The 26,335-nt window shown below is 61.0% G+C and carries 20 protein-coding genes; 15 read left to right on the forward strand and 5 right to left on the reverse strand.

All coding sequences use genetic code 11. From position 1 onward, the window contains the following. Positions 1-131 precede the first annotated feature (131 nt). The 12 genes from J5274_RS12350 (at position 132) to J5274_RS12405 (ending at position 14,656) form a co-directional block, all read left to right on the forward strand. Positions 132-1,706, forward strand: a complete 1,575-nt coding sequence (locus J5274_RS12350; RefSeq protein ID WP_142822608.1) for an ABC transporter ATP-binding protein — start codon at positions 132-134, stop codon at positions 1,704-1,706. Next, the gene (locus J5274_RS12355) at positions 1,696-2,790 is read left to right on the forward strand and encodes an ABC transporter permease (protein ID WP_142822610.1); all 1,095 of its coding nucleotides are present in this window, start codon (positions 1,696-1,698) and stop codon (positions 2,788-2,790) included. The genes J5274_RS12350 and J5274_RS12355 overlap by 11 nt, the downstream gene beginning before the upstream one ends. After that, positions 2,787-3,707, forward strand: a complete 921-nt coding sequence (locus J5274_RS12360) for an ABC transporter permease (RefSeq protein ID WP_142822612.1) — start codon at positions 2,787-2,789, stop codon at positions 3,705-3,707. Before J5274_RS12355 ends, J5274_RS12360 begins: the two co-directional genes overlap by 4 nt. 52 nt (positions 3,708-3,759) lie before the next feature. Then, on the forward strand, positions 3,760-4,833 hold the full coding sequence (locus tag J5274_RS12365; RefSeq protein ID WP_142822613.1) for a BMP family ABC transporter substrate-binding protein: 1,074 nt from the start codon (positions 3,760-3,762) through the stop codon (positions 4,831-4,833). Positions 4,834-4,978: 145 nt separating this feature from the next. Continuing rightward, complete coding sequence (gene ytfQ / locus J5274_RS12370; protein WP_142822615.1) at positions 4,979-5,941, forward strand: galactofuranose ABC transporter, galactofuranose-binding protein YtfQ; 963 nt, start codon at positions 4,979-4,981, stop codon at positions 5,939-5,941. A gap of 120 nt (positions 5,942-6,061) precedes the next feature. Beyond that, positions 6,062-7,585 carry a galactofuranose ABC transporter, ATP-binding protein YtfR gene (gene ytfR, locus J5274_RS12375; RefSeq protein WP_142822617.1) on the forward strand — a complete coding sequence of 508 codons (1,524 nt, stop codon included), beginning with the start codon at positions 6,062-6,064 and terminating at the stop codon, positions 7,583-7,585. After that, the gene (locus J5274_RS12380) at positions 7,582-8,625 is read left to right on the forward strand and encodes an ABC transporter permease (RefSeq protein WP_142822618.1); all 1,044 of its coding nucleotides are present in this window, start codon (positions 7,582-7,584) and stop codon (positions 8,623-8,625) included. The genes ytfR and J5274_RS12380 overlap by 4 nt, the downstream gene beginning before the upstream one ends. Continuing rightward, entirely contained in the window at positions 8,622-9,590 is a 969-nt protein-coding gene (yjfF, locus tag J5274_RS12385; protein WP_142822620.1) for a galactofuranose ABC transporter, permease protein YjfF, read from the forward strand. Before J5274_RS12380 ends, yjfF begins: the two co-directional genes overlap by 4 nt. A gap of 12 nt (positions 9,591-9,602) precedes the next feature. Beyond that, a complete protein-coding gene (locus tag J5274_RS12390) occupies positions 9,603-10,349 on the forward strand; it encodes a FadR/GntR family transcriptional regulator (RefSeq protein WP_142822622.1) in 747 nt (248 codons plus the stop codon). 98 nt (positions 10,350-10,447) lie between these two features. After that, on the forward strand, positions 10,448-11,809 hold the full coding sequence (gene glmU, locus J5274_RS12395) for a bifunctional UDP-N-acetylglucosamine diphosphorylase/glucosamine-1-phosphate N-acetyltransferase GlmU (RefSeq protein ID WP_142822623.1): 1,362 nt from the start codon (positions 10,448-10,450) through the stop codon (positions 11,807-11,809). Between the two features lie 108 nt (positions 11,810-11,917). Further along, complete coding sequence (gene glmS, locus J5274_RS12400) at positions 11,918-13,744, forward strand: glutamine--fructose-6-phosphate transaminase (isomerizing) (protein WP_219274612.1); 1,827 nt, start codon at positions 11,918-11,920, stop codon at positions 13,742-13,744. Positions 13,745-13,909: 165 nt separating this feature from the next. Further along, positions 13,910-14,656, forward strand: a complete 747-nt coding sequence (locus J5274_RS12405) for a DUF502 domain-containing protein (RefSeq protein WP_142822627.1) — start codon at positions 13,910-13,912, stop codon at positions 14,654-14,656. On the opposite strand, the gene recG is transcribed toward J5274_RS12405, so the two are convergent. After that, positions 14,612-16,714: an ATP-dependent DNA helicase RecG gene (recG, locus tag J5274_RS12410; RefSeq protein ID WP_142823582.1), complete on the reverse strand. Its 2,103-nt coding sequence runs from the start codon at positions 16,712-16,714 to the stop codon at positions 14,612-14,614. The genes J5274_RS12405 and recG overlap by 45 nt on opposite strands. A 176-nt stretch (positions 16,715-16,890) precedes the next feature. Between recG and J5274_RS12415 the strand changes: the two genes are divergently transcribed. Both J5274_RS12415 and mfd read left to right on the forward strand, forming a co-directional pair. After that, positions 16,891-17,208, forward strand: a complete 318-nt coding sequence (locus J5274_RS12415) for a succinate dehydrogenase assembly factor 2 (protein WP_111215621.1) — start codon at positions 16,891-16,893, stop codon at positions 17,206-17,208. Further along, positions 17,205-20,705 carry a transcription-repair coupling factor gene (gene mfd / locus J5274_RS12420; protein WP_142822629.1) on the forward strand — a complete coding sequence of 1,167 codons (3,501 nt, stop codon included), beginning with the start codon at positions 17,205-17,207 and terminating at the stop codon, positions 20,703-20,705. The genes J5274_RS12415 and mfd overlap by 4 nt, the downstream gene beginning before the upstream one ends. A gap of 63 nt (positions 20,706-20,768) precedes the next feature. On the opposite strand, the gene J5274_RS12425 is transcribed toward mfd, so the two are convergent. Next, positions 20,769-21,440, reverse strand: a complete 672-nt coding sequence (locus J5274_RS12425) for a DsbA family oxidoreductase (protein ID WP_219274613.1) — start codon at positions 21,438-21,440, stop codon at positions 20,769-20,771. 81 nt (positions 21,441-21,521) lie between these two features. Further along, a complete protein-coding gene (locus tag J5274_RS12430; protein ID WP_142822632.1) occupies positions 21,522-23,333 on the reverse strand; it encodes an extracellular solute-binding protein in 1,812 nt (603 codons plus the stop codon). Positions 23,334-23,601: 268 nt separating this feature from the next. On the opposite strand from J5274_RS12430, the gene J5274_RS12435 reads away from it, so the two are divergent. Then, a complete protein-coding gene (locus J5274_RS12435) occupies positions 23,602-24,246 on the forward strand; it encodes an invasion associated locus B family protein (RefSeq protein ID WP_142822634.1) in 645 nt (214 codons plus the stop codon). A 124-nt stretch (positions 24,247-24,370) separates the two neighbouring features. On the opposite strand, the gene hspQ is transcribed toward J5274_RS12435, so the two are convergent. Both hspQ and glnA read right to left on the reverse strand, forming a co-directional pair. After that, a complete protein-coding gene (gene hspQ / locus J5274_RS12440) occupies positions 24,371-24,700 on the reverse strand; it encodes a heat shock protein HspQ (protein WP_111215626.1) in 330 nt (109 codons plus the stop codon). A 177-nt stretch (positions 24,701-24,877) separates the two neighbouring features. Next, a complete protein-coding gene (glnA, locus tag J5274_RS12445) occupies positions 24,878-26,287 on the reverse strand; it encodes a type I glutamate--ammonia ligase (protein WP_142822635.1) in 1,410 nt (469 codons plus the stop codon). Positions 26,288-26,335 lie beyond the last annotated feature (48 nt).

A 26,335-nucleotide genomic window follows, 5' to 3' on the forward strand; every position in this document is an offset into this window, starting at 1 on the left:
AAGTCGGTATCAATATCAACCAGACGTCGCCGTGGCCCGTGCTTGCGGTTGCATGAGAACAGAGTGGAACGAGACTGCTGAGGCCTAGAAGATCCTGAGAGGACGAGGGCTGCAGGGAAAATGAGGAATCCGTGTCGTCATCCGATGCGTCGCCGAACGGCGCGTTACTGTCGGTCCGAAAGCTGACGAAACTGTTTGGCAGTTTCGCTGCCTGCAACGAAATAGATATCGACATCCAGCCCGGCGAAATTCATGCGCTGCTAGGCGAAAACGGCGCGGGCAAGTCGACGCTCGTCAAGATGCTGTTCGGCGTCCTGGAGCCCAGCGACGGCGATATCGTCTGGCAGGGCAACGCTGTGTCGATCCCTTCGCCCGGCGACGCCCGCAGGCTCGGCATCGGCATGGTATTCCAGCATTTTTCCCTGTTCGAGGCGCTGACGGTGGCCGAGAACATCGCACTTTCGCTGGACGACAATATCCCGATTGCCAAGATCGCCGAGGAAGCCGCCGCCCTGTCAGAGGCGTACGGACTGCCGCTCGACCCCTTTGCCCATGTTGCCGATCTCTCCGTTGGCGAACGCCAGAGGATCGAGATCGTCCGGGCGCTGCTGCAGAACCCGAAACTGATCATTCTCGATGAACCGACGTCGGTGCTGACGCCGCAGGAGGCCGATCGCCTGTTCGAAACGCTGTTCAAGCTGCGTGCGGAAGGTCGCTCGGTGCTTTACATCAGCCATCGTCTTGAAGAAGTGCAGCGTATCTGCGACCGCGCCACCGTGCTGCGCCATGGGCGCGTCACCGGCGCCTGCGATCCGAAGCAGGAGACGACAGGCTCGCTGGCGCGCATGATGGTCGGCAGCGACGTTGCCAGCATCAAGCACGGCGATCGCGGCGAAAAGGGCGAGATCCAGCTCGAGATTGCCGGTCTTTCCGTGCACGCGCGAACGCCGTTCGCCATTTCGCTGAGCCAGGTGTCGCTCCGCGTCCGCGCCGGCGAAATCCTTGCTATCGCCGGGGTTGCCGGCAACGGCCAGGGCGAACTTTTCGACGTCATCTCCGGCGAGTTCCCGGTGGTCTCCGACGACCTTATTTTCATCCGCGGCGAGCCGGTGGGGACAAGGGGCATAACCGCCCGCCGCCTGCTTGGCGCCGGTTTCGTGCCCGAGGAGCGCCACGGCCACGCTGCCGTCACGACCCTAAGCCTTTCCGACAATCTGGTGCTGGCCCGCAGCCAGTCCGACCGCAAGGCGTTTCTCGGCGGCGGCGCGTTGCAGATCATTCGTCGCGCTGCGGTGACGCTGGCGACAAAGCGGATTTCCGAGGCCATGGACGTGCGCAAGAGCGGCGAAGACCCGATGGCCGGCTCGCTCTCCGGCGGCAACCTGCAGAAGTTCATCGTCGGTCGTGAGCTCGATCGCCAGCCGGACGTGCTAGTTGTCAACCAGCCCACCTGGGGTGTCGACGCCGGCGCTGCGAGCCGTATCCGCCAAGCCCTGGTCGATCTCGCCAAGGCCGGATCGGCGGTACTGGTGATCAGCCAGGACCTCGACGAAATCTTCGAGGTCGCCACCGAGATTGCCGTCATATCGGACGGGCATCTGTCCCCGTCCTATCCGGCAGGCGAGATGACACGTGAAAAGATAGGACTGTTGATGGGTGGCACCCACGGCGTGTCGACAGAGGCGGAGCCGGCCCATGCGCATTGAACTCGAGAAGCGCGGCGGAGTCTCCAGGCTGTTCGGCCTGCTGTCGCCGCTTCTGGCCCTGCTGCTCACCCTGATTGCCGGGGGCATCATGTTCCTGCTCCTCGGCAAGGATCCGCTCGGTTCGCTCTATGCTTTGCTCGTGGAACCGCTGTTCGATCCCTGGTCGCTGAACGAGCTTGCCAAGAAGGCCGCACCGCTGATCCTGATCGCCGTCGGCCTGTCGGTTTGCTACCGCTCGAACAACTGGAACATTGGCGCGGAAGGCCAGTACAGCGTCGGTGCCATCGTTGGCTCGATGATCCCCGTCTATTTCTACGACTGGCAGTCGCCGCTGGTCCTGCCGCTGATGCTGGTCATGGGCGCGCTCGGCGGCGCCCTGTTTGCGACGATCCCGGCACTGCTGAAGACGCATTTCAACACCAACGAAATTCTCACCAGCCTGATGCTCACCTATATCGCCCAGCTGTTTCTCGACTGGCTGACTCGCGGTCCCTGGCGCAATCCCGATGGGCACGGCTTTTACGGGACGCGCGATTTCACGCCAGACCAAGTGCTGCCGCCGATCTGGGACGATATCGTCACGGCCCATTGGGGACTGATATTCGCCATCGTTGCGGCGGTGCTCATCTGGTTCATGATGCGCTTTACCCTGAAGGGCTTCGAGGTCGTGGTACTCGGCCAATCCGAACGGGCAGGGCGGTTTGCCGGCTTTTCGCCCCGTAAGATGGTTTGGTTCAGCTTCATCCTCTCGGGTGCGCTGGCGGGCCTTGCAGGGATCTCCGAAGTTTCAGGCTCCATCGGCCATCTGCAGCCCGATATCTCGCCCAGCTACGGCTTCACGGCCATCATCGTCGCCTTTCTCGGCAGGCTCAATCCGCTCGGCATCATTGCATCGGGCTTCGTCCTGGCGCTCACCTACATCGGCGGCGAGGCGGCACAGTTGTCGATCGGTGTTTCGGACAAGGTGACGCGCGTCTTCCAAGGCTTCCTGCTGTTCTTCGTGCTCTCCTGCGATACGCTGATCTACTACAAGGTGCGCATCGTCTGGTCGCGCATCCGGGCCCGGACAGGAGCCGCATCATGACCTTTTTCGAAGCCGTCCTGCTGACCATCATCACCGCATCGACTCCGCTCGTCATTGCCGCCATCGGCGAACTGGTGACGGAGCGGGCCGGCGTCCTCAATCTCGGCGTCGAGGGCATGGTGGTCATCGGCTCCGTCAGCGCCTTCGCCGCAGCACAACTGAGCGGCTCCGCCTATATTGGATTGCTGGCAGGGATTGCCGGCGGCGCGTTTTTCTCGCTGCTGTTCAGCTTTCTCACCCTGACGCTGGTTGCAAACCAGGTGGCGACGGGGCTGGCGCTGACGATTATGGGGCTCGGCGCCTCCGGCATGATCGGCGAGTCCTATGTCAGCGTTCCCGGCATCCGGCTACTTCCGATCGAGATCCCGCTGCTGTCGCAAATACCCTACATCGGCACCGTGCTGTTCAAGCAGGACATCGTCTTTTACGTATCCATCTTGCTCGTCATCGCCGTCAACTGGTTCCTGTTCCGCAGCCGGGCGGGGCTTAAACTCCGAGCCATCGGCGACAGCCACGGATCGGCCCATGCCCTCGGCATTCCTGTCATCAGGACGCGCTATCTGGCCGTGATGTTCGGCGGTGCCTGCGCCGGGCTGGCTGGCGCGCAGCTGTCGCTGATCTATACGCCGCAATGGACGGAGAACATGTCCGGCGGCCGTGGCTGGATCGCCCTGGCGCTCGTGGTGTTCTCGTCCTGGCGTCCGTGGCGCATATTAGCGGGCGGCTACCTGTTCGGGGCGGTGACGATCCTGCAGCTGCATGCACAGGCGTTCGGCATCGGCATTCCAGCCCAGTTTCTGTCGATGCTTCCCTATGCGGCGACAGTGATCGTGCTTATCATCATTTCTCAAAATCGGCGTATGACTCTCATCAATACGCCGGCATCGCTCGGCAAATCCTTCGTGCCGGACCGGTGATAAAATGCCAGAAGACGGGCTCTCGCCAACTTTACAAACAACAGGGGTTCTTATGAAAAAAATTGCAATTGCACTGGCAGCAACCGCCGCCGTGATCATCGGTTTCGGCTCGTCGGCCGAAGCGGCTGGCAAGACCAAGGTCTGCTTCGTCTATGTCGGTTCCCACACCGACGGCGGCTGGTCGCAGGCCCACGACATGGGCCGCCTTGCGGTCGAAAAGGAATTCGGCAGCAAAGTCGAAACCGCCTACCTCGAAAACGTTGCCGAAGGCCCGGACTCCGAGCGCGCCATCGAGCGCATGGCCCGTTCGAATTGCTCGATCGTCTTCACGACGTCGTTCGGCTTCATGGACTCGACGGTTGCAGTTGCCAAGAAGTTCCCGAAGGTCAAGTTTGAACACGCGACCGGATTCAAGACTGCCGACAACCTCGCGACCTACAATTCGCGCTTCTACGAAGGCCGCTACATCAACGGCCAGATTGCCGGCAAGATGTCGAAGAAGGGTATCGCCGGATACATCGCAACCTTCCCGGTTCCGGAAGTCGTCATGGGCATCAACGCCTTCGAGCAGGGCGCCAAGTCGGTCAACCCGAATTTCAAGATGAAGGTCATCTGGATCAACACCTGGTTCGACCCGGGCAAGGAAGCCGATGCGGCAAAGGCGCTGATCGACCAGGGGGTCGACGTGCTGACCCAGCACACCGATACCACGGCACCGATGCAGGTTGCCGAACAGCGCGGCGTCTATGCTTTCGGTCAGTCCTCGGACATGATCAAGGCCGGCCCCAAGGTACAGCTGACGGCGATCGAGGACACCTGGGGTCCCTACTACATCAAGCGCGTCAAGGCGCTGATGGACGGCACCTGGAAGTCCGAGCAGTCCTTCGACGGACTGAAGGCCGGCAACCTCACCATGGCGCCTTACACCAACATGCCGGATGACGTGAAGAAGATGGCTGAAGACACCGAAGCCAAGATCAGGTCCGGAGAGCTTGCACCGTTTACCGGCCCGATAAACAAGCAGGACGGTACGCCTTGGCTCAAGGCTGGCGAGAAGGCCGACGACGGCACGCTGCTGGGCATGAACTTCTACGTCGAAGGCGTCGACGACAAACTGCCGAAGTGAACAGTATATTCCATTGAACTAACGGAAAGGGCGCCGATTTGGCGCCCTTTTTGCTGCAGTGCGTCACACTATCCGCATTTACAAAAGTATTACTATATGATTTTTTAACGTTGGCCGCGTGGAGGCGGCCCAATGGGAGGAAATCATGAGATTGAAGACCGCACTCGCGAGTGCAACAATTCTTGCTGCCTGCATGTTTAATTCGGCCTACGCCAAGCCATTGGTCGTCGGCTTCTCGCAGATCGGTTCCGAATCGGGCTGGCGCGCTGCCGAGACGACGCTGACGAAGAACGAAGCCAAGAAGCGCGGCATCGATCTGAAGTTTGCCGATGCGCAGCAGAAGCAGGAAAACCAGATCAAGGCCATCCGTTCCTTCATTGCCCAGGGCGTCGATGCCATCCTGATCGCGCCGATCGTTGCAACAGGCTGGGACGCTGTCCTGAAGGAAGCCAAGGAAGCCAAGATCCCGGTCATCCTGCTCGACCGTGACATCGACGCACCGAAGGACCTGTACCTGACGGCCGTTACCTCCGACCAGGTCTACGAAGGCAAGGTTGCCGGCGACTGGCTGGTAAAGACCGTCGGCACGAAGAAGTGCGATATCGTCGAGCTTCAGGGGACAACCGGTTCATCGCCTGCCATCGCCCGCAAGAAGGGCTTCGAGCAAGCCATTGCCGGCCATGACAACCTGAAGATCGTCCGCAGCCAGACTGGCGACTTTACCCGTTCCAAGGGCAAGGAAGTCATGGAAAGCTTCCTGAAGGCCGAAAATGGCGGCAAGGACATCTGCGCCGTCTACGCACATAACGACGACATGGCTGTCGGCGCCATCCAGGCAATCAAGGAAGCCGGCCTGAAGCCAGGCAAGGACATCCTCACAGTGTCGATCGACTCGGTGCCGGATCTGTTCAAGGCAATGGCAGCCGGCGAAGCCAATGCCACGGTCGAGCTGACGCCGAACATGGCGGGACCAGCCTTCGACGCTCTCGAAGCCTACCTGAAGGACAAGAAAGAGCCTAAGAAGTGGATCCAGACGGACTCCAAGCTCTACACGCAGGCTGACGACCCGCAGAAGGTCTACGAAGCCAAAAAGGGCCTCGGCTACTGATTTGAACCATAGAACCGCACCGGCCCATCATGGGCCGGTGCGGAACAGCCTTGGCATCGTATCGGACATCATGTCCGCCGCCGTGGCCTGAACGCTCAATATCAGGAAACATATCCTTCCATGGCTCACGATTTCGAGAACATTCTCGCGGCCACCGATTTCTGCAAATATTTCCCTGGCTCAACCGCCCTCGATCACGTCAATTTCACATTGCGACGCGGCGAAGTGCATGCGCTGCTCGGCGAAAACGGCGCAGGCAAATCGACGTTGATCAAATGCATGACCGGCGCCTACCGCCCCGATGCCGGCACCCTCGTTCTCGATGGTGCTGAAATCCAGCCACACGACACGCTGTCGGCGCAAAAGCTCGGGATCGGAACTGTCTATCAGGAAGTTAATCTGCTGCCCAACCTGAGCGTCGCCGAGAACCTGTTTCTAGGGCGTCAACCGCGCAAGTTTGGCATGGTCAGCAGCCGCAAGATGAACGAGCAGGCCCGTACGCTGCTGGCGCAATACGGCATCGATCTCGATGTCGGCCGACAGCTCGACCGCTTTTCCGTTGCCATCCAGCAGGTCATCGCCATCGCCCGTGCCGTCGATCTCTCCGGCAAGGTGCTGATCCTTGACGAGCCGACTGCCAGCCTCGACGCCCAGGAAGTTGCGATGCTTTTCGGCATCATCAAGAACCTGAGGGCTCGCGGCCTAGGCATTATATTCATTACGCATTTTCTCGAACAAGTGTTCGAGATCAGCGACCGTATCACTGTTCTTCGCAACGGCAAGCTGGTCGGGACGCGCGACCGCGAGGGACTGGAGCGCCAGGCCCTGATCGAGATGATGCTCGGCCGTGAGCTGGCCGCAGCCGAGGCTGCCGTCCGGGTGGATCAGGACGCTGCCGGGCCGGTCAAGTTCCAGTTCAGGAATTTCGGCAAGCGCGGCAAAATCATGCCGTTCGATCTCGATGTTCGCGCCGGCGAAGTGGTCGGCGTTGCCGGCCTGCTCGGCTCTGGCCGGACGGAGACGGCGGAGGTCATGTTCGGCGTCGAACGAGCCGACAGCGGCGAGGCGACGGCAGACGGCAAGCCCCTGGCACTGTCCACACCACGCGCTGCCATCAAGAGCGGCTTCGGCTTTTGCCCGGAAGACCGCAAGACCGACGGCATCATCGGCGACCTGTCGATCCGCGAAAATATCGTCGTGGCGCTGCAGGCACGCCGCGGCTGGGCGCGGCCCCTTGCACGGAGCGAACAGAACGCTATCGCCGACCGCTACATCAAGGCCCTCGATATTCGCACGACCGACCGCGAAAAGCCCATCCGGCTTCTGTCCGGCGGCAACCAGCAAAAGGCCATCCTTGCCCGCTGGCTGGCGACCAACCCGAGCTTCCTCATACTCGACGAGCCGACGCGCGGCATCGATGTGGGTGCGCATGCCGAGATCATCCATCTCATCGAGGATCTCTGCGCCCAAGGCATGTCGCTGATCGTCATCTCGTCCGAGCTCGACGAACTCGTCGCCTACAGCTCGCGCGTCGTCGTCTTGCGCGACCGCGAACACATCGCCGAACTGACCGGCGCCGAAATCTCGGCCAACCGCATCGTCGAGGCAATTGCCGGCACATCCAGCAAAAAGGTGGATGCATGACTTCCGCATTCAAGCCGCTGCTGATCAGGCTGGCTCCGCAGCTGATCGCACTCGCTCTCATTCTTCTATTGAATTTCATCATGTTCCCGCAGTTCTTTCATCTGGAAATTCAGAATGAGAGGCTTTACGGGAGCCTGATCGACGTCCTCAACCGCGGCGCGCCGGTGGCGCTGCTGGCAATTGGCATGACGCTGGTGATCGCCACCAAGGGCATCGATCTGTCGGTCGGTGCTGTCATCGCGATCTGCGGCGCTGTTGCGGCATCCTCGATCGTCTCGGGCAATTCGGTCGGCTACACCCTAGTGCTGGCACTGGGTACAGGTCTGCTCTGCGGCGTCTGGAACGGCTTCCTCGTCGCAGTCCTCGACATACAGCCGATCATCGCTACCCTGGTGCTGATGGTGGCAGGTCGCGGCATCGCCCAGTTGGTGACCGAAGGCGTCATAATGACCTTCAACAATGACGGGCTGATCTTTTTTGGCAGCGGCTCGATTGCAGCCCTGCCGATGCCGGTCGTCATCTGGATCGTCGCCGGCATCGTCATCACGCTGTTGGTGCGACGGACCGCGCTCGGCATGCTGGTCGAAGCCATCGGCATCAACAGGCGGGCGAGCACGCTGTCGGGCATCCAGACACCGGTGCTGCTGATGGCTGTCTATGCACTGAGCGGCCTATGCGCCTCGGTCGCAGGCGTCGTCGTCGCTGCGGACATCAAAGGCGCCGATGCGAATAATGCGGGCCTCTGGCTGGAGCTCGATGCGATCCTTGCTGTGGTCGTCGGTGGAAACTCACTGCTCGGCGGCCGGTTCAGCATCGTCGGCTCGTTGCTGGGTGCGATAATCATCCAGTCCGTCAATACGGGCATTCTGCTGTCGGGCTTTCCGCCGGAGTTCAATCTGGTGATCAAGGCGGTCATCGTGATCGTAATCCTCGTCATCCAGTCGCCGGCCCTGAAATCCGTCGGTATTTTCTTTACTCGCCGCCCGGAGCGGCAGGTCGATATACCCAAGCCCGATAGCCAGAGGGAGCCGGCCAAGTGAACTCCAAATACCTGCCCTTGCTGGCCACCATCGTCATCTTCATCCTGGCCTACGCGCTCTGCGCGGTCCAGTATCCGACCATCCTCTCGACCCGGGTCGTCGGCAACCTCTTTACCGACAATGCCTTCCTCGGTATCGCGGCCGTCGGCATGACCTTCGTCATCCTTTCCGGCGGCATCGATCTGTCGATCGGCTCTGTGATCGCCTTCACCGGCGTGTTTCTGGCAGTCGTGCTGCGCGATACATCGATCCATCCGCTGGTCGCATTTGCGATCGTGCTCCTCATCACCAGCACCTTCGGCGCCGCGATGGGGGCGACGATCCACTATCTGCAAATGCCGCCCTTCATCGTGACGCTTGCCGGCATGTTTCTGGCCCGTGGTATCGCCTTCGTGGTTTCGATCGATAGCATTCCGATCAACAACGACTTCTACACGCAGCTCAGCGATTTCTATCTGCTTCTGCCCGGCGGTGGCAGGTTGACGTGCATCGGTTTCATTATGCTCGTCGTCTTTGCTGTCGGCATGCTGCTCGCCCACCGCACGCGTTTCGGCGCAAACGTCTATGCGCTTGGCGGCGGAGTGCAGACGGCAGCGCTGATGGGCGTTCCGGTGGCACGCACGACCATCCTGATCTACGCGCTTTCCGGTTTCCTGGCAGGCCTCTCCGGGATCGTCTTCTCGCTCTACACCTCAGCCGGCTATTCGCTGGCAACGGTCGGGGTGGAGCTCGATGCGATTGCGGCCGTGGTGATCGGCGGCACGCTGCTCACGGGCGGCGCCGGCTTTGTCGGAGGCACGCTGATCGGTATCCTGATCCAGGGCCTCATCCAGACCTACATCACCTTCGACGGCACGCTGTCGAGCTGGTGGACCAAGATCCTCATCGGCTTTCTGCTTTTTGCCTTCATCCTGCTGCAAAAGGGCCTGCTCCTGCTGTCACGCTATAACCGGCGTTTTGCTTGAGAGGATAACAAGTTGCGCAGCCGTTTGATCGACAGACAACAGCCGAACGGCAAATCGCGGAACAGCCATTCCCAGGTCGTCGACGATCTCGGCAAGGCCATCGTCAGCGGCTCCTTCGCCGTTGGCGAGATCCTGCCCGGCGACGGCGATCTGCTGCAGCGCTTCAAGGTGTCGCGCACCGTGCTGCGGGAGAGCATGAAGACCCTGGCGGCCAAGGGGCTTGTCGTGCCGCGAGCGCGCGTCGGCACCAAGGTCACTGAAAAGATCCACTGGAACATGTTCGACAGCGAGGTGCTGACATGGCATTTCGACAGCGGTGTCAATCGTGAATTCCTGTTGCATCTCTATGACATACGGCTTGCTTTTGAACCTTTTGCTGCAGGTCTGGTGGCCGAGCGCGCCGTCGAGTCGGAGATCGAGGATCTGCGGCTGCTGGCGACCGAGATGGCGGCCACGAACCACACGAGAGACAGTCTCGCCGTCGCCGACCTCAAGTTCCACATGGCCATCGCCGATATCTCCCACAACCCGTTCATGCGGACGCTCGGAAGCCTGATCGAGGCGGCGCTGGTCGGAATGTTCCGGATGAGCACGCCGCCTTCGAGCGAGGGCTTCAGCAACATTTCAGTCACCCACATGCAGATCGTCGACGCCATCGGCGCCCGCGATGTGAAGGCGGCCCGTGCGGCCATGGAATATGTGATTCTCGATGGTCGCGGCCATGTGCTGGAGGCTTTCGAGGCGCTGAGCAAACCCTGATCGGCCATCGCTTTTTGCTCTTGGTACCGCTCCGGTCTAGCTGCTATGAGACGCCCAAGCGGTGTTGACCGCACCAGATCCAGTCGCCGGAGCTCGCCATGGAACGCACCTGCCTTGCCGTCATTCTTGCTGCCGGCGACAGCACCCGTATGAAGTCGTCGATGTCGAAGGTGCTGCATCCCATCGCTGGTCGCCCGATGATCGCGCATGTGATGGAAGCCATTGCCAGGACCGATATTGGAGCGACAGCGCTCGTCGTCGGGCGCGATGCCGAGGCTGTCACCCGGGCAGCCCGGCGCGACGGCATGGAGATCCAGGCTTTCCTCCAGAAGGAGCGACGCGGAACCGGCCACGCCGTGCTGGCAGCGAAAGAGGCGATTGCATCCGGCTACGACGATATCCTGATTGCCTATGGCGATGTTCCGCTGATCACCGATGGACCGCTCCGGGCGGCGCGGGCAGGGCTTGCTGCCGGCAACGATGTCGTCGTGATCGGCTTTCACACGGACAAGCCGAGCGGTTACGGACGGCTTCTGGTCAGGGACGACGAACTGATCGCGATCCGCGAGGAGAAGGACGCGACCGATGAAGAGCGCGCCGTGACCTGGTGCAACAGCGGCTTGATGGCAATCAACGGTGCCAAAGCGCTGGACCTGTTGTCGCGTATCACCAACGAAAATGCCAAGGGCGAATATTATCTGACCGACCTCGTCGAGATCGCCCGCTCCGAGGGCGGCCGCGTGGTTGCGGTCGATGCGCCCGAGTCAGAGGTCATCGGTTGCAACAATCGCGCTGAACTGGCCGTCATCGAGCGCCTCTGGCAACAGCGACGCCGATACGAGGTCATGCTGTCGGGCGTGACGATGATCGCCCCGGAGACCGTTTATCTCTCCTACGACACGATCATCGGCCCCGATGCGCTGATCGAGCCGAATGTCGTCTTCGGCCCCGGTGCTGTGGTCGAGGGCGGGGCGGTGATCCACGCCTTCTCCCATGTCGAAGGTGCGCGCATCAGCGAGGGTGCAACTGTCGGTCCGTTTGCGCGCCTGCGTCCCGGCGCCGATCTGGCGACAGGCGCCAAGGTCGGCAATTTCGTCGAGATCAAGAACGCGAAGATCGGCGAGGGCGCCAAGGTCAGCCACCTCACCTATATCGGCGATGCCACCGTTGGGGCCGACAGCAACATCGGCGCGGGCACCGTGACCTGCAACTACGATGGCATCAACAAGCACCACACGACCATCGGCGCCGGCAGCTTCATCGGCTCGAACTCGTCCCTCGTCGCCCCGGTCACCATCGGTGATGGCGCCTATGTGGCATCCGGCAGCGTGATCACTGCCGACGTGCCGGCCGACGCTCTGGCGCTCGGACGCGCGCGGCAGGAGATCAAGCCGGAGCGTGCGCGGCTGATCCGCGAACGGTCGCGAGCGCTGAAGGCGGCAAGGTCGGCAAAATCCTGAAAATCGGCTGCGTAACGGTCGGAAATTCAATGTGACCGCCAGTACGATTGAGTAACGCCGAAGAACCGCTAGAAGTCGTTGCATCGAAGAGTTGAGACGGAGAAGTTCATGTGCGGCATTGTCGGTATCGTAGGAGCCAAGCCTGTGGCCGGCCGTTTGGTGGATGCGCTGAAGCGTCTCGAATATCGCGGCTACGATTCGGCCGGCGTCGCCACCATCCATGACGACATTCTCGAGCGCCGCCGCGCCGAAGGAAAGCTGTTCAATCTCGAAAGCCTGCTCGACCGCGAGCCGCTGGACGGATCGATCGGCATTGCCCATACGCGGTGGGCGACCCACGGCATTCCGAATGAAACCAATGCCCATCCGCATTTCGTCGATGGCGTCGCTGTTGTCCACAACGGCATCATCGAGAACTTTTCCGAGTTGCGCGAAGAGCTGAAAGGCGAGGGCGCAGTCTTTACCACCCAGACCGACACCGAGGTTGTTGCCCATCTGCTGGCAAAGTCGATCCGGGACGGCCTTGAGCCGCAGGCAGCGATGCTCCGCATGCTCAACCGCGTCACCGGCGCGTATGCGCTGGTGGTTATGTTCAAGGATCATCCCGATGTGCTGATGGCTGCCCGCTCGGGCCCACCGCTGGCCATCGGCTACGGCCGTGGCGAGATGTTCCTCGGCTCGGACGCCATCGCGCTGTCGCCTTTCACCAACGACATCGCCTATCTCGTCGACGGCGACTTCGCCATCGTGACGCACGAGACTGCCGAGATCTTCGATTTTGCCGGCACGCCGGTCCAGCGGGCCCGGCAGATCTCGCAGGCGACCGCCTTCGTCGTCGACAAGGGCAATCACCGGCATTTCATGGAAAAGGAAATCTATGAACAGCCGGAAGTCATCTCCCACGCGCTGGGCCATTATGTCGACTTTGCCAGCAACCGCATCAATGCCAATGCTTCGGCAATCGATTTCAGCAAGGTGACCGGCCTTGCGGTATCTGCCTGCGGCACTGCATTTCTTGCAGGCCTGATCGGCAAATACTGGTTCGAGCGCTATGCGCGCCTCCCGGTTGAAATCGACGTCGCATCCGAGTTCCGATACCGCGAGATGCCACTCTTGCCGAGCCAGGCAGCGCTATTCGTCTCGCAGTCCGGCGAGACGGCAGATACGCTGGCGTCGCTCCGCTACTGCAAGGAAAATGGCCTGAAGATCGGCGCCATCGTCAACGTTCGCGAATCGACCATTGCCCGTGAATCCGATGCTGTCTTCCCGATCATGGCAGGCCCCGAGATCGGCGTCGCTTCGACCAAGGCCTTCACCTGCCAGCTGGCCGTCCTGGCAGCGCTCGCAATTGGAGCCGGTCGAGCGCGCGGGACTGTCAGCGCCGACGAGGAGGTGACCCTTGTCCGCCATCTGGCAGAGATGCCCCGCATTATGAGCCGGGTGTTGAACCTTATCCAGCCCCAGATGGAAAGCCTTGCGCGCGAAATCGCCAAGTTCAAGGACGTCCTCTATCTCGGTCGCGGCACCAGCTACCCGCTGGCCATGGAAGGCGCGCTGAAGCTGAAAGAAATTTCCTACATTCACGCCGAAGGCTACGCGGCAGGCGAGCTCAAGCACGGACCGATCGCCTTGATCGACGAAAACATGCCGGTCATCGTCATCGCGCCCTACGATCGCTTTTTCGAGAAGACCATTTCGAACATGCAGGAGGTCGCGGCACGCGGCGGGCGCATCATCTTTATTACCGACGAGGCAGGCGCTGCCGCCTCCAACCTGCCGACCATGGCGACTATCGTCCTGCCGGTCGTCGATGAAATCATTGCGCCGATGATCTTCTCCATGCCGATCCAGCTGCTTGCCTATCACACGGCAGTCTTCATGGGTACCGACGTCGACCAGCCCCGCAATCTGGCGAAATCGGTCACGGTTGAGTGATCCGAGGCGCGACATTGTCGATTGCGGTGTCCTGATACGTTAACCGTTGGGTAGCAAGCGTTGCTGCGGGTTGTGCGTCGCAGCAACTTCTGGCAATTTCAACTCTGTCGGCAATGGGGATTTTGCTGGCGAGGCGGCAGGCTGAACGGAGTTCAGAAACGACAAATGGCGGAAAATCCCGAAAAGACGACGACGAGACTGTCGGTCGCGGCACGCATCCGCAATAATTTTCTGACGGGGCTCATCATCTGCGCACCGATCGCCATTACGCTGTGGCTGACCTGGTCCGTCGTCCACTGGGCTGACAGCTGGGTTGAACCCTACATTCCCGCCCGCTACGACCCCGAGAGCTACCTCAACTTCGCCGTGCCCGGAACCGGCCTTGTCATGGCGATGATCTTCATCACTATCATCGGCTTTCTCGGCAAGAACCTCATCGGCCAAAGCATCGTCCAGTTCGGTGAATCCTTGGTGCGCCGTGTGCCGCTAGTCCGCACCATTTACAAGAGCCTCAAGCAGATCTTCGAAACGGTGCTGAAGGAGAAGAGCAATTCTTTCAAGCAGGTGGGGCTGATCGAATATCCGAGCCCCGGCCTCTGGTCGCTTGTCTTCGTCGCAACCGATGCAAAGGGCGAGATCGCATCCAAGTTCAACGCCATGGGTGTGGACATGGTCAGTGTCTTCCTGCCGCCGACGCCAGTTCCGACCGCAGGCTTTTTGGTTTTCGTGCCGCGCGAAAAAATCGTCATTCTCGACATGAGCCCGGAAGACGGGGCGAGGCTTCTCATTTCAGGCGGACTGGTGACGCCGGATCACGTCGATGCTTTGCCCACATCGGAACTCCACACAGCTTACAAGGCAAAGCGCCTAGCCCGCGCGGAGAAAGCGGATCGCCTCATCACGCCGGAATAGATAGAGCAGCGTCCTGACGGCCTGGCCGCGATCGCTGACGAGATCTGCGTCCCGTTCAATGAGATAGGCGGCGTCTTTCCGGGCAATTTCCAGAAGATCGGCATGGGCTTCGATGCTGGCGATGCGAAAGCCCGGGGTGCCCGACTGACGGGTGCCAAGAAGCTCACCTTCGCCGCGCAATTTCAGGTCTTCCTCGGCGATTCGAAAACCGTCCTCGGTGTCGCGCATGATCGATAGCCGCGCATGGCCGGTTTCGCTGAGCGGTCCCTTGTAGAGAAGGATGCAGCTCGACGCCTCGTCACCGCGTCCGACACGACCGCGCAACTGGTGCAGCTGCGCCAGCCCGAAGCGCTCGGCGTGCTCGATGACCATGATCGTCGCATCCTGTACGTCGACGCCGACTTCCACAACAGTAGTCGCCACCAGCAGCCTGGTTTCGCCGTTCTTGAAAGCCCGCATCGCGGCATCCTTTTCCGGCCCGCTCATCCGCCCGTGGATGAGCCCGACCTTGGGCCCGAAGAACTGCGCGAGTGTCTCGAAGCGTTCCTCGACGGACATCAGGTCGGATTGCTCCGACTCTTCCACCAGCGGGCAGATCCAGTAGGCCTTCTTGCCATCGGCAAGGGCGCCGCGGAGCCGCTGGACGATATCGCCGACGCGTTCCGTGGGAACGGTCACGGTATGGATAGGCTTGCGGCCGGCCGGCTTTTCCGTCAGCTTCGAGACATCCATGTCGCCGAACGCGGCCAGCACCAGCGTTCTGGGGATCGGCGTCGCCGTCATCACCAGCATATGCGGTGAGATTCCCTTGGCCGTCAGGCGCAGCCGCTGGTGGACGCCGAACCGGTGCTGCTCATCGACGACAGCCAGCATCAGGTTTGCATAGGAGACGCTGTCCTGAAACAGCGCATGGGTGCCGATGACGATCTGGGCCTGACCGGACGCAATGCGCTCGAGGATCCCGTCACGCTCCTTGCCCTTCGTGCGGCCTGTGAGGACTTCGATAGAAAGTCCTGCAACCGCAGCGAATTTCGAGATCGTGCTATAGTGCTGGCGGGCGAGGATTTCCGTTGGCGCCATCAGCACCGCCTGTCCGCCGTTCTCGATCACAGCGGCAATCGCCATCAATGCCACCAGCGTCTTGCCGGCACCTACATCCCCCTGCAGCAGGCGCAGCATGCGGTCGCTGCCCGCCATGTCCTTCAGGACGTCGGCGATTGCCGCCGTCTGGCTGCCGGTCAGCGAGAAAGGCAGCGCCCCAAGAATCCGGCTGCTGATCTTACCGGTCGCATGAACTGGCTGGCCCGGCACGCGACGCAGCCGCTGGCGGACAAGTGCCAGAGACAACTGGCCAGCCAGGAACTCGTCATAGGCAAGGCGACGGCGGGCAGGTGCCTGCGGGTCGATGTCTTTAGCATCGCGCGGATCGTGCAGCATCCGGAAGCTCGTCGCGAAATCGGAAAATCCCTGCTTCGTCACCAACGCTGCGTCGTCCCATTCCGGCATATCCGGCATGCGCGTCAGCGCCGCCTCAATCGCCTTGCGGACGGTGCGCAATGTCAGGCCGGCGCTCAGCGGGTAGACGGGCTCCACCAGCGGCAGCGTCTCGCCTTCGCTTTCGCGGACGATGTAATCCGGATGCACCATCGACGGACGGCCGTTGAACCAGTCGACCTTGCCGCTGACGGTGACGGTCTCGCCGAGCGGCAGCTGCTTTTCTAGCCACTGTGCCTTGCCTCGGAAGAAGACGAGGCCGAGTTCGCCGGTCTCGTCATGCAGGAACACGCGGTACGGCTGGCTGGTGCGCGGCGGCGGCGCCTGATGGCGGTCGACCCGACCGGTGATGGTGACGATGGTCCCCTGCGGCGCCCGTGCAATTCCCGGCTGTTCGCGCCGGTCGACGATTGATGAGGGGGCATGGAACAGCAGGTCGACGACCCTGGTGTCCTCAAGATTTTCGCGGCCAAGCAGCTTTACCAGCAGGTCGGCCACTTTTGGCCCGACGCCCGGCAGCGAGGAAATGGAAGCAAACAGCAGATCGAGAATGGCAGGGCGCATGATGGCGGCAAAATGCGACGGCGGACACCGCTTTGGCAAGGCCGGATAATGCGATCCGCCGACAGTTCTCGACATGCCCCCGGAAAAATCCCCGGCAACGTCTTTTTTCCGAAAAACCGGTTCCCACATTTCGAAGCGATGCTTTATAGAGACGCAGCAACAAGAAGGTGTGTGAGATGACAGGCGTAACACTGAGCAGCGCGCTCCTCGATCCACGCCGCAAGCGGATTCTGTTTCGTTGCTGGCATCGCGGTCTCCGGGAAATGGACCTCGTGTTCGGCCAGTTCGCCGACGCCGAGCTGCCCACGCTGTCGGAGACCGAGCTCGACGAGTTCGAGATCATCATGGATGAGGAAGACAACGATCTGAACCGCTGGATTCTAGGCACGCTGCCGGTGCCAGAACGATTCCAGACGCCGCTGTTTGCCCGTATAGCCGCCTATGCGCCGGATTTCGAACAGATGACCGCCGACCTGCGCAGGGTCGCGGAATGATTGCAGGTATCGACGTCAGGAAGCTTGCAGCGGCGCCGGTGCCGCTGACGATCGGCAACGTTCCGGCCGGCCTCGATCCATTTATCATCGCCGAACTGGCGCGGTCCGGCGAACCGGTCGCCTACGTGCTGTCGGACGGACAGCGCATGGCTGACATCGAGCAGATGCTGTCCTTCATTGCGCCTGAAATCCCGGTGCTGACCCTTCCGGCCTGGGACTGCCTTCCCTATGACCGCGTTTCCCCAAGTTCCGACACGTCTGCACGCCGGCTGGCGGCACTTGGCGGGCTGATCGCATACCACAAGAAGCCGCATGCGGCGATCGTGCTCGTGACCGTCAATGCCCTGCTGCAGAAGGTCGCCCCGCAGGACGTGATCGAAAGCCTGGCCTTCTCGGCAAAGCCCGGCAGCCAGTTGCGCATGAACGATATCGCCGGCCGCCTGGAGCGTAACGGTTTCGACCGGGTCGCGACCGTGCGCGAGGTCGGTGAATTCGCGGTGCGCGGCGGTATTCTCGATGTCTTCGTGCCCGGGTCCGAAGAGCCCGTGCGCCTCGATTTCTTCGGCGATACGCTGGAGAGCATCCGCAGCTTCGATCCGGCAAGCCAGCGGACGACCGGGCAGGTGCGCTCGCTCGATCTCAATCCGATGAGCGAAGTGACGCTGACGCCGGATACGATCAGCCGCTTCCGTACCAATTACCTGGCGACCTTCGGCGCTGCCACCCGCGACGACGCCCTGTATGTCGCCGTCTCCGAAGGCCGGCGGTATCCCGGCATGGAGCACTGGCTGCCCCTTTTTTATGAAAAGCTCGATACGATCTTCGACTACCTGAAGGGCTTCCGCTTCATCACCGACCATACGGTGCGCGAGGCCGCCGAGGAGCGCTCGAAGCTCGTCCGCGACTATTACGAGGCGCGCCAGCAGTCCGGCGAGCAGCGCAAGGGCGCGATGACGCAGGGCACCCCCTACAAGCCTGTGGCCCCCGGCGAGCTTTACCTCGACGGCAAGATGTTTGGCGCGACGCTCGATGCCTTCAACGCCATACGGATGTCGCCGTTCAACGAGCACGAGGGCGCGACCCGGATGGTGGTCAATGTCGATGCGCGACAGGGGCCGCGCTGGGCTCGCGGTGCCACCGAGCAAGTCGATGCCGAGCGCGTCAACGTCTTCGATGCCGTCGTCAAGCATATCGCAGATCGTCGTGCGGCCGGTGGCAAGGTACTCGTCACCGCCTGGACGGAAGGCTCGCTGGAGCGCCTGCTACAGGTGCTCGCCGAGCATGGCCTGCAACGCGTCAAGACCATCGAGGCGATGAAGGATGTCGATGCGCTGGCCAAGGGCGAGGCGGCAGCGGCCGTGCTCAACCTGGAAAGTGGTTTCGAAACCGGCAATCTGGTCGTCATCGGTGAACAGGACATTCTCGGCGACCGCATGGTCCGCCGCTCCAAGCGCAGCAAGCGCGGCGCCAACTTCATCTCCGAAGTCGCAGGCCTCGACGAAGGCTCGATCGTCGTCCACGCCGAACACGGCATAGGCCGCTTTGTCGGTCTCCGGACAATCGAGGCAGCCGGTGCACCGCATGCCTGCCTCGAGCTGCTCTATGCCGACGACGCAAAGCTGTTCCTGCCGGTCGAAAACATCGACCTCCTGTCGCGCTACGGCTCGGAAACCAGCGACGCGCAGCTGGACAGGCTCGGCGGCGGTGCATGGCAGATGCGCAAGGCCAAGCTGAAGAAGCGGCTGCTGGATATGGCCGGATCCCTGATCCGTATCGCGGCCGAACGCCTGACGCGCCATGCGCCGGCGCTGATCGCACCCGATGGCATCTACGACGAGTTCGCAGCTCGCTTCCCCTACGACGAGACCGAGGACCAGGCGAACGCCATTGACGCCGTGCGTGACGATCTCGCAGCCGGCCGGCCGATGGATCGGCTCGTGTGCGGCGACGTCGGGTTCGGCAAGACGGAAGTGGCGTTGCGCGCCGCCTTCGTCGCGGCGATGAACGGCGCCCAGGTGGCAATCGTCGTGCCGACGACGCTGCTGGCCCGCCAGCATTTCAAGACGTTTTCCGAGCGTTTCCGTGGTCTGCCGATCCGCGTCCAGCAGGCTTCGCGCCTGGTTGGCGCAAAGGAACTGGCACTGACCAAGAAGGAAGTCGCCGAAGGCAAGACCGACATCGTCGTCGGTACGCACGCGCTGCTCGGCAACGGCATCAAGTTCGCCAATCTTGGCCTGCTGGTCATCGATGAGGAGCAGCATTTCGGCGTCAAGCACAAGGAGCGGCTGAAGGAGCTGAAGAGCGACGTCCACGTCCTCACCCTGTCGGCAACGCCGATCCCGCGCACCCTGCAGCTGGCCATGACCGGCGTCCGGGAACTGTCGCTGATCAAGACTCCGCCGGTAGACCGCATGGCGGTCCGCACCTTCATCTCGCCCTTCGATTCGCTGGTGATCCGCGAAACGCTGATGCGCGAGCATTATCGCGGGGGCCAGAGTTTCTATGTCTGCCCGCGGCTCGCCGACCTTGCCGATATTCACGCTTTCCTGCAATCGGATCTGCCGGAACTGAAAGTTGCCGTTGCCCATGGCCAGATGCCGGCGAGCGAGCTCGAAGACATCATGAATGCCTTCTACGAGGGCCGCTACGATGTGCTGCTGTCGACCACCATCGTCGAATCCGGCCTCGACGTGCCGACTGCCAACACCCTGATCGTCCACCGCGCCGACATGTTCGGGCTTGCCCAGCTCTACCAGCTGCGCGGTCGTGTCGGACGTTCCAAGGTGCGGGCCTTCGCGCTGTTCACGCTTCCCGTCAACAAGGTGCTCACCTCGACGGCGGAGCGCCGCCTCAAGGTGCTTCAGTCGCTGGATACGCTCGGCGCCGGCTTCCAGCTCGCCAGCCACGATCTGGATATCCGAGGCGCCGGCAATCTGCTGGGCGAGGAGCAGTCTGGCCATATCAAGGAGGTTGGCTTCGAACTCTACCAGCAGATGCTGGAAGAGGCCGTGGTCGAAGTGAAGGGCGTCGACGAGATCCAGGACACCGGCTGGTCGCCGCAGATTTCGGTCGGCACGCCGGTGATGATCCCCGACGACTATGTGCCCGACCTGCACCTGCGCATGGCGCTCTACCGCCGGCTCGGCGAGATCACCGATCTCAAGGAAATCGACGGTTTCGGCGCCGAGATGATCGACCGCTTCGGACCCATGCCGATCGAGGTGCAGCACCTGCTGAAGATCGTCTACATCAAGTCGCTCTGCCGCATTGCCCATGTGGAGAAGCTCGATGCCGGTCCGAAGGGTGTCGTCGTGCAGTTCCGCCACAAGGAATTCCCGAATCCGGCAGCCCTCGTCGGCTATATCGCCAGGCAGGGCTCAATGGCGAAGATCAGGCCAGACCACAGCGTCTTCCTCACCCGCGACCTCCCAACACCAGCCAAGCGCTTGGCGGGCGCCGCCGTAGTCATGACGCAGCTGGCGGAACTGGCAAAATAAAAGGCTGCGTGCCCTGACGGAGCGCGCAGCCTGATTTACAGGGTAAATGTGAGAAATGCTGCGCTAGTTGAGCGCCGCGCGGGCCTCGCCCTTCGTCTTGGCGATGTCGCGGAGCGCGTTGGCAATCACATCCGGCGTCTGCGCGCCGCTGACTGCATATTGCTGGTCGAAGATAAAGAACGGCACGCCGTTTACGCCCATTTGCCGTGCCGACTCGATTTCCGCGACGATCAGGTCGCTGTCGGCGTCGGATGCGAGGAGGGCCTCGATGACAGCGCGATCCAGTCCGGCGGCTTCGGCGATGTCGAGAAGTACGGCGTGGTCGCCGACATTTCTGCCTTCTTCGAAATTCGCCTTGAAGAGGCCATCGACCACCCGGTTCTGGAGCTCGCGATCTTCGGTCACAGCCCAGTGGATCAGTCTGTGGGCATCGAGCGTGTTCGGGCCGATGGTGATGGCATCGAAATTGAATGCAATTCCGACCTCGCAGCCAAGACCTGCGAGCATCGCGTGAGCGCTGGCCACCTTGTCTGCACCGCCGAGCTTTTCAGCCAGCTTCTGCTTCTGGTCGACGCCTTCAGGCGGATAATCCGGATTGAGGCGGTAAGGGCGCCAGTTAATGTCGACACCGACTTCGTCCTGCACTTCGGCAATCGCCAGTTCGAGCCGCGCCTTGCCGAGGTAGCACCACGGGCAGACGACGTCCGAGACGATATCGATTGTGATGCGTTCCATGGTCGTTGCCCTTTCCTGTTGATCGGACCGAAATAGTCTCTTTGCCGCCGGGCTTCAACCAGGCACCAAAAAGGAACCACCTCACTGCACCGAAGCATCCCACCACACAGGCAGCTGATAGCCGTACAAGGGAGTGACATCCGGATGCCCTATCCGCTTGTGCCGTGCCACATATTGCTGGTCGATATGATAAAGCGGCACGAAGTAATGCCCGGAAAGCAACAGCCGGTCGAAGGAACGGACGGCATCGCGAAAATCCTCAACGCCGCGCGCCGAGAGAATGTGGCCGATCAACGTATCCACATCGGGATCGGCAACGCCCGCGAAGTTCTCGCTGCCCTGTCGATCACGCGCCACCGAGCCCCATCGCCCGACCTGCTCGATGCCCGGCGAGAGGGAAGATGTGAACGATTTGATGATGATGTCGTAGTCGAAGCTGATTGTCCGGCGCTGGTACTGCGAATCGTCGACGGTGCGGATCGCCACCTCGATCCCCAGCAGGTTCAGCGTTCTCCGGTAGGCGATGGCTAGTCTCTCCTGGTCGGCATTCTGTGTCATGATCTCAAACGCCAGCTGATGCCCGCCGGCATCGACCATCTTGCCATCCTTGATCGTGTATCCACCTGCCTTCAGCAGATCCACGGCCCGGCGCAGCACAGCGCGGTCGCGGCCGGAACCGTTGGTCACGGGCAGTTTGTATGTGCCATCGAGCACGGCCGGATCGATGCGCTTGCTGATCGGACCCAGCATTTCGAGCTCGCGGGCATCGGCGGATACGCCGAAGGACGACAGGTCCGAGCCCTGCCAGTAGCTCTCCGTTCGCGTGTAGGCGCCTGACGATAGGTTCTTGTTGACCCACTCGAAATCGAAGGCCAGCGAAAGACCTTCGCGGACTTTTACATTGGCAAAGATCGGTCGCCGAGTGTTGAAGACGAAGCCGAACATGCCGCTGGGAAGCTTGGGATTGAAGACATCCTTCACAACCTCGCCGGAGCGCGCCGCCGGAAAATCATAGGCATTTGCCCAGTGGCCCGGGCTGCCATCCGCATAGATATCGACATCGCCCTTTTTGAATGCCTCGAACAGCGTGTTTTCCTGCAAGAAGTAATGAACGGTCAGCAGGTCGTAATTGTCGACCCCGACCTTGGCCGGAATATCCTTGCCCCAGTAATCCGGGTTCCGCGCAAAGACGATGCTGTCGCCCGGGTTCACCGTTTTCACCCGGTAAGGCCCGGATCCGATGGGTGCCACCAGCGTCGTCTGGTCGAACTTGTCCGGATCGATCGCATGCTGCGGCAGGATCGGCGTCGAGCTGGCAATGATCATCGGCGTTTCGCGGTCGGCCTTGTCGTTGAAGGTGAAGCGGACACTGTGCTCGCCGACCTTCTCCATCTTGGCAACGGCATTCAGCCGGTTTGAGTAGGGCACGCGGCCCTTGTCGCGCAAAAGGTTGAAGCTGAAGATCACATCATCCGGCGTCACCGGCTGGCCATCCGACCATTTGGCGGCGGGATTGAGATTGAACTGGATATAGGACCGCTTGTCGTCCCATTCGGCGGTCTGGGCGAGCAGACCGTAGAGAGTGAACGGCTCGTCGCGCGAGCGCTGCATCAGCGTTTCGTAGACGATGTTGCCGTAGTCCGGATCCCACATGCCGCGCGCCGTGGTCCGCATGCTCTTGAGGATGAACGGGTTGAGATTATCGAAGGTGCCGACCACACCGTAGCTGATATGGCCGCCCTTCTTGACGGACGGATTGACGTAAGGGAGGGCCTTGAAGTCGGCGGCAAGCGCGGGATCGCCGTGCATGGCAAGGCCGTGCACGGGGTCCGCCTGAGCGGTCTTGCAAAGCATTGCCGCAGCTAGATAAATCGCGACCCGGAGCGCTCGCATGGCATCCTTTCCCATAAGGGCATGATTCGTGACGGCGACCTTATCATGGCCTCCTCGATCCAAGACATAGGCATCGGATTTGTCCATCCTGCGGCCGAAACCTGCAAAGAAAAGCTGGATATCCGAAGCAACGCCATGTAACAGGTGATCCACAGTTCGGAGTCATGCATTTGCCTTATTCTTTCGACAGGTGGACAGCAGTTTGACCCGAAAGGCATGAGGTGGCAGAAGGCTGCTTTGCATCGGATTTCAGGAGGCGGATTTCGCTATGACGTTCAAAACTGACAAAACAATTCGCGCGGCTCTGTCTGCACTCGCACTCGTGATCGGCGCTTCCGCGCCCGCTTTTGCGCAGGATGCACCGGCTGCTCCGGCCGATGGCGCCGCTCAGACCCCGCGTCTCGGCTGGTACAAGACATGCGCCAAGCAGGATGACAACGACATCTGCATCGTCCAGAACCTGATCATGGCCAACAGCGGCCAGCTGGTGACGGCAATCGGACTGATCTCCATCGATGGCAAGGTCAACCGCAAGATCCTGCAGATCTCCGTCCCGACAGCCCGCCTGATCGGACCTGGCATCACCATGCAGATCGATGGCGGCAAGGGCCAGAAGGTCGACTACGCCGTCTGCCTGCCAGACAAGTGCACGGCTGAAATTCCGCTGACGGATGCCACGATCGCATCTCTGAAGAAGGGCACGGACGTGACCTTCACATCGATCAACTTCCGCCGCGCTCCGAACCCAATCAAGGTCTCCCTGACCGGCTTCGGCGCCGCTTATGACGGCCCGGCGATCTCCGATACCAAGCTCGCAGAAAGCCAGCGCAGCCTGCAGGACAGCATGCAGAAGAAGGCTGAAGAAGCCCGCAAGAAGCTGGAAGACGCCCAGAAGGCCGCCAAGTCCCAGTAAGAATTACACATATCTGCATAAAAAGCCCGGTTCAGCCGGGCTTTTTTTATGGCTCACAGTCTAACGAAAATAAAAAAGGAAGCCGGTTTGTCGGCTTCCTTTTGCAGGCGTATCTGTGGAGGGATCAGTGGGCGAAGCTCATCTTGGGCTTGAGTTCGCCGGTCGTCTTGCGGTCGAAGATTTGGTAGACCTGCGGGTTGCGGAGAGGTTCTCCGCTGTCGTCGCTGACGAGGTTCTGCTCTGAGACATAAGCGACATATTCCGTCTCCTCGTTTTCAGCCAGCAGGTGATAGAACGGCTGGTCCTTGCTGGGACGAACCTCGGTCGGAATGGCATTCCACCATTCTTCCGTGTTGGCGAACTCCGGATCTACGTCGAACACGACGCCTCGGAACGGAAACACCCGATGCCGGACCACTTCGCCGATATTGAATTTTGCATCTTTTTGTTTCATGGCGCGACTTCCTTTCACGCAATTATGTGGGACGATGCGCCACATTTTTCAAGCCTTTTGCCGCCGTTGTCCCACAGCGCTGCCATAGTCAGGCGGCCGACAAGACCAGTAAAGCACGCCGCGCTGGCTCGGCGCAGAAAAAAGTCCCGGCGATGACCGGGACTTTCTGGTTGAGGACTAGGCCGAGTAGTACATGTCGAATTCGACCGGATGGGGTGTCATTTCGTAGCGCATGACCTCCACCATCTTCAGTTCGATGAACGAATCGATCTGGTCGTCGTCAAACACGCCGCCGGCCGTCAGGAACTTGCGGTCCCGATCGAGGTTTTCCAGCGCTTCACGCAGCGATGCGCAGACGGTCGGGATCTTCTTCAGTTCCTTCGGCGGCAGGTCGTACAGGTCCTTGTCCATCGGCTTGCCGGGATGGATCTTGTTCTTGATGCCGTCAAGGCCGGCCATCAGCATGGCGGCAAACGCCAGGTATGGGTTGGCAGTCGGATCCGGGAAGCGAACTTCTACGCGCTTCGCCTTCGGGTTGGAGCCGAAGGGAATACGGCAGGAAGCCGAACGATTGCGAGCCGAATAGGCAAGCAGCACCGGAGCCTCATAGCCCGGGACGAGACGCTTGTAGGAGTTCGTCGACGGGTTTGTGAAAGCGTTGATGGCCTTCGCGTGCTTGATGATGCCGCCGATGTAATAGAGGCAGGATTCCGACAGGCCGGCATACTCGTCGCCGGCGAAGGTCGGCTTGCCGCCCTTCCAGATCGACTGGTGCACATGCATGCCCGAGCCGTTATCGCCGAAGATCGGCTTGGGCATGAAGGTCGCCGTCTTGCCATAGGCGTTGGCGACCTGATGAACGACGTACTTGTAGATCTGGATCTTGTCGGCGTTGCGCACCAGCGTGTCGAACTTGACGCCGAGTTCGTGCTGTCCCGCAGCCACTTCGTGATGGTGCTTTTCAACCACGACGCCCATTTCGCCGAGAACCGTCAGCATCTCGGAGCGCATGTCCTGGCAACTGTCGATCGGCGGAACTGGAAAATAGCCGCCCTTGACGCGAGGACGGTGACCGAGGTTGCCGGTCTCGTAGTCGGTGTCGTCGTTCGACGGCAGTTCGCTGGAATCGAGCTTGAAGCCGGTGTTGTAGGGATCGGCTTTGTACTTGACGTCGTCGAATACGAAGAACTCAGGCTCCGGGCCTACGAAGATCGTGTCGCCGATGCCGGAAGCCTTCAGGTAGGCTTCTGCCTTCTTGGCGGTACCGCGCGGATCGCGATTGTAGGATTCGCCGGAAACCGGGTCCAGGATGTCGCAGAGGATGACCATGGTCGACTGCGCGAAGAACGGGTCCATGTGAACCGTTTCCGTGTCGGGCATCAGCACCATGTCGGATTCGTTGATGGCCTTCCATCCTCCGATAGAGGAGCCGTCGAACATGACGCCATCGGCGAACATGTCTTCATCGACGCAGGCAACGTCCATCGTCACGTGCTGCAGCTTGCCCTTCGGGTCCGTAAAGCGCAGGTCGACGAACTTGACGTCGTTGTCCTTGATCTGTTTCAGAATTTCGTTTGCGGTCGTCATGGGATGCTTCCTCGGTTTTTTATGACGATTTTGCCCTGGCCACCGGCG

The organism is Rhizobium sp. L51/94 (genome assembly GCF_019355555.1).
Taxonomy (GTDB): Bacteria; Pseudomonadota; Alphaproteobacteria; order Rhizobiales; family Rhizobiaceae; genus Rhizobium; species Rhizobium rhododendri.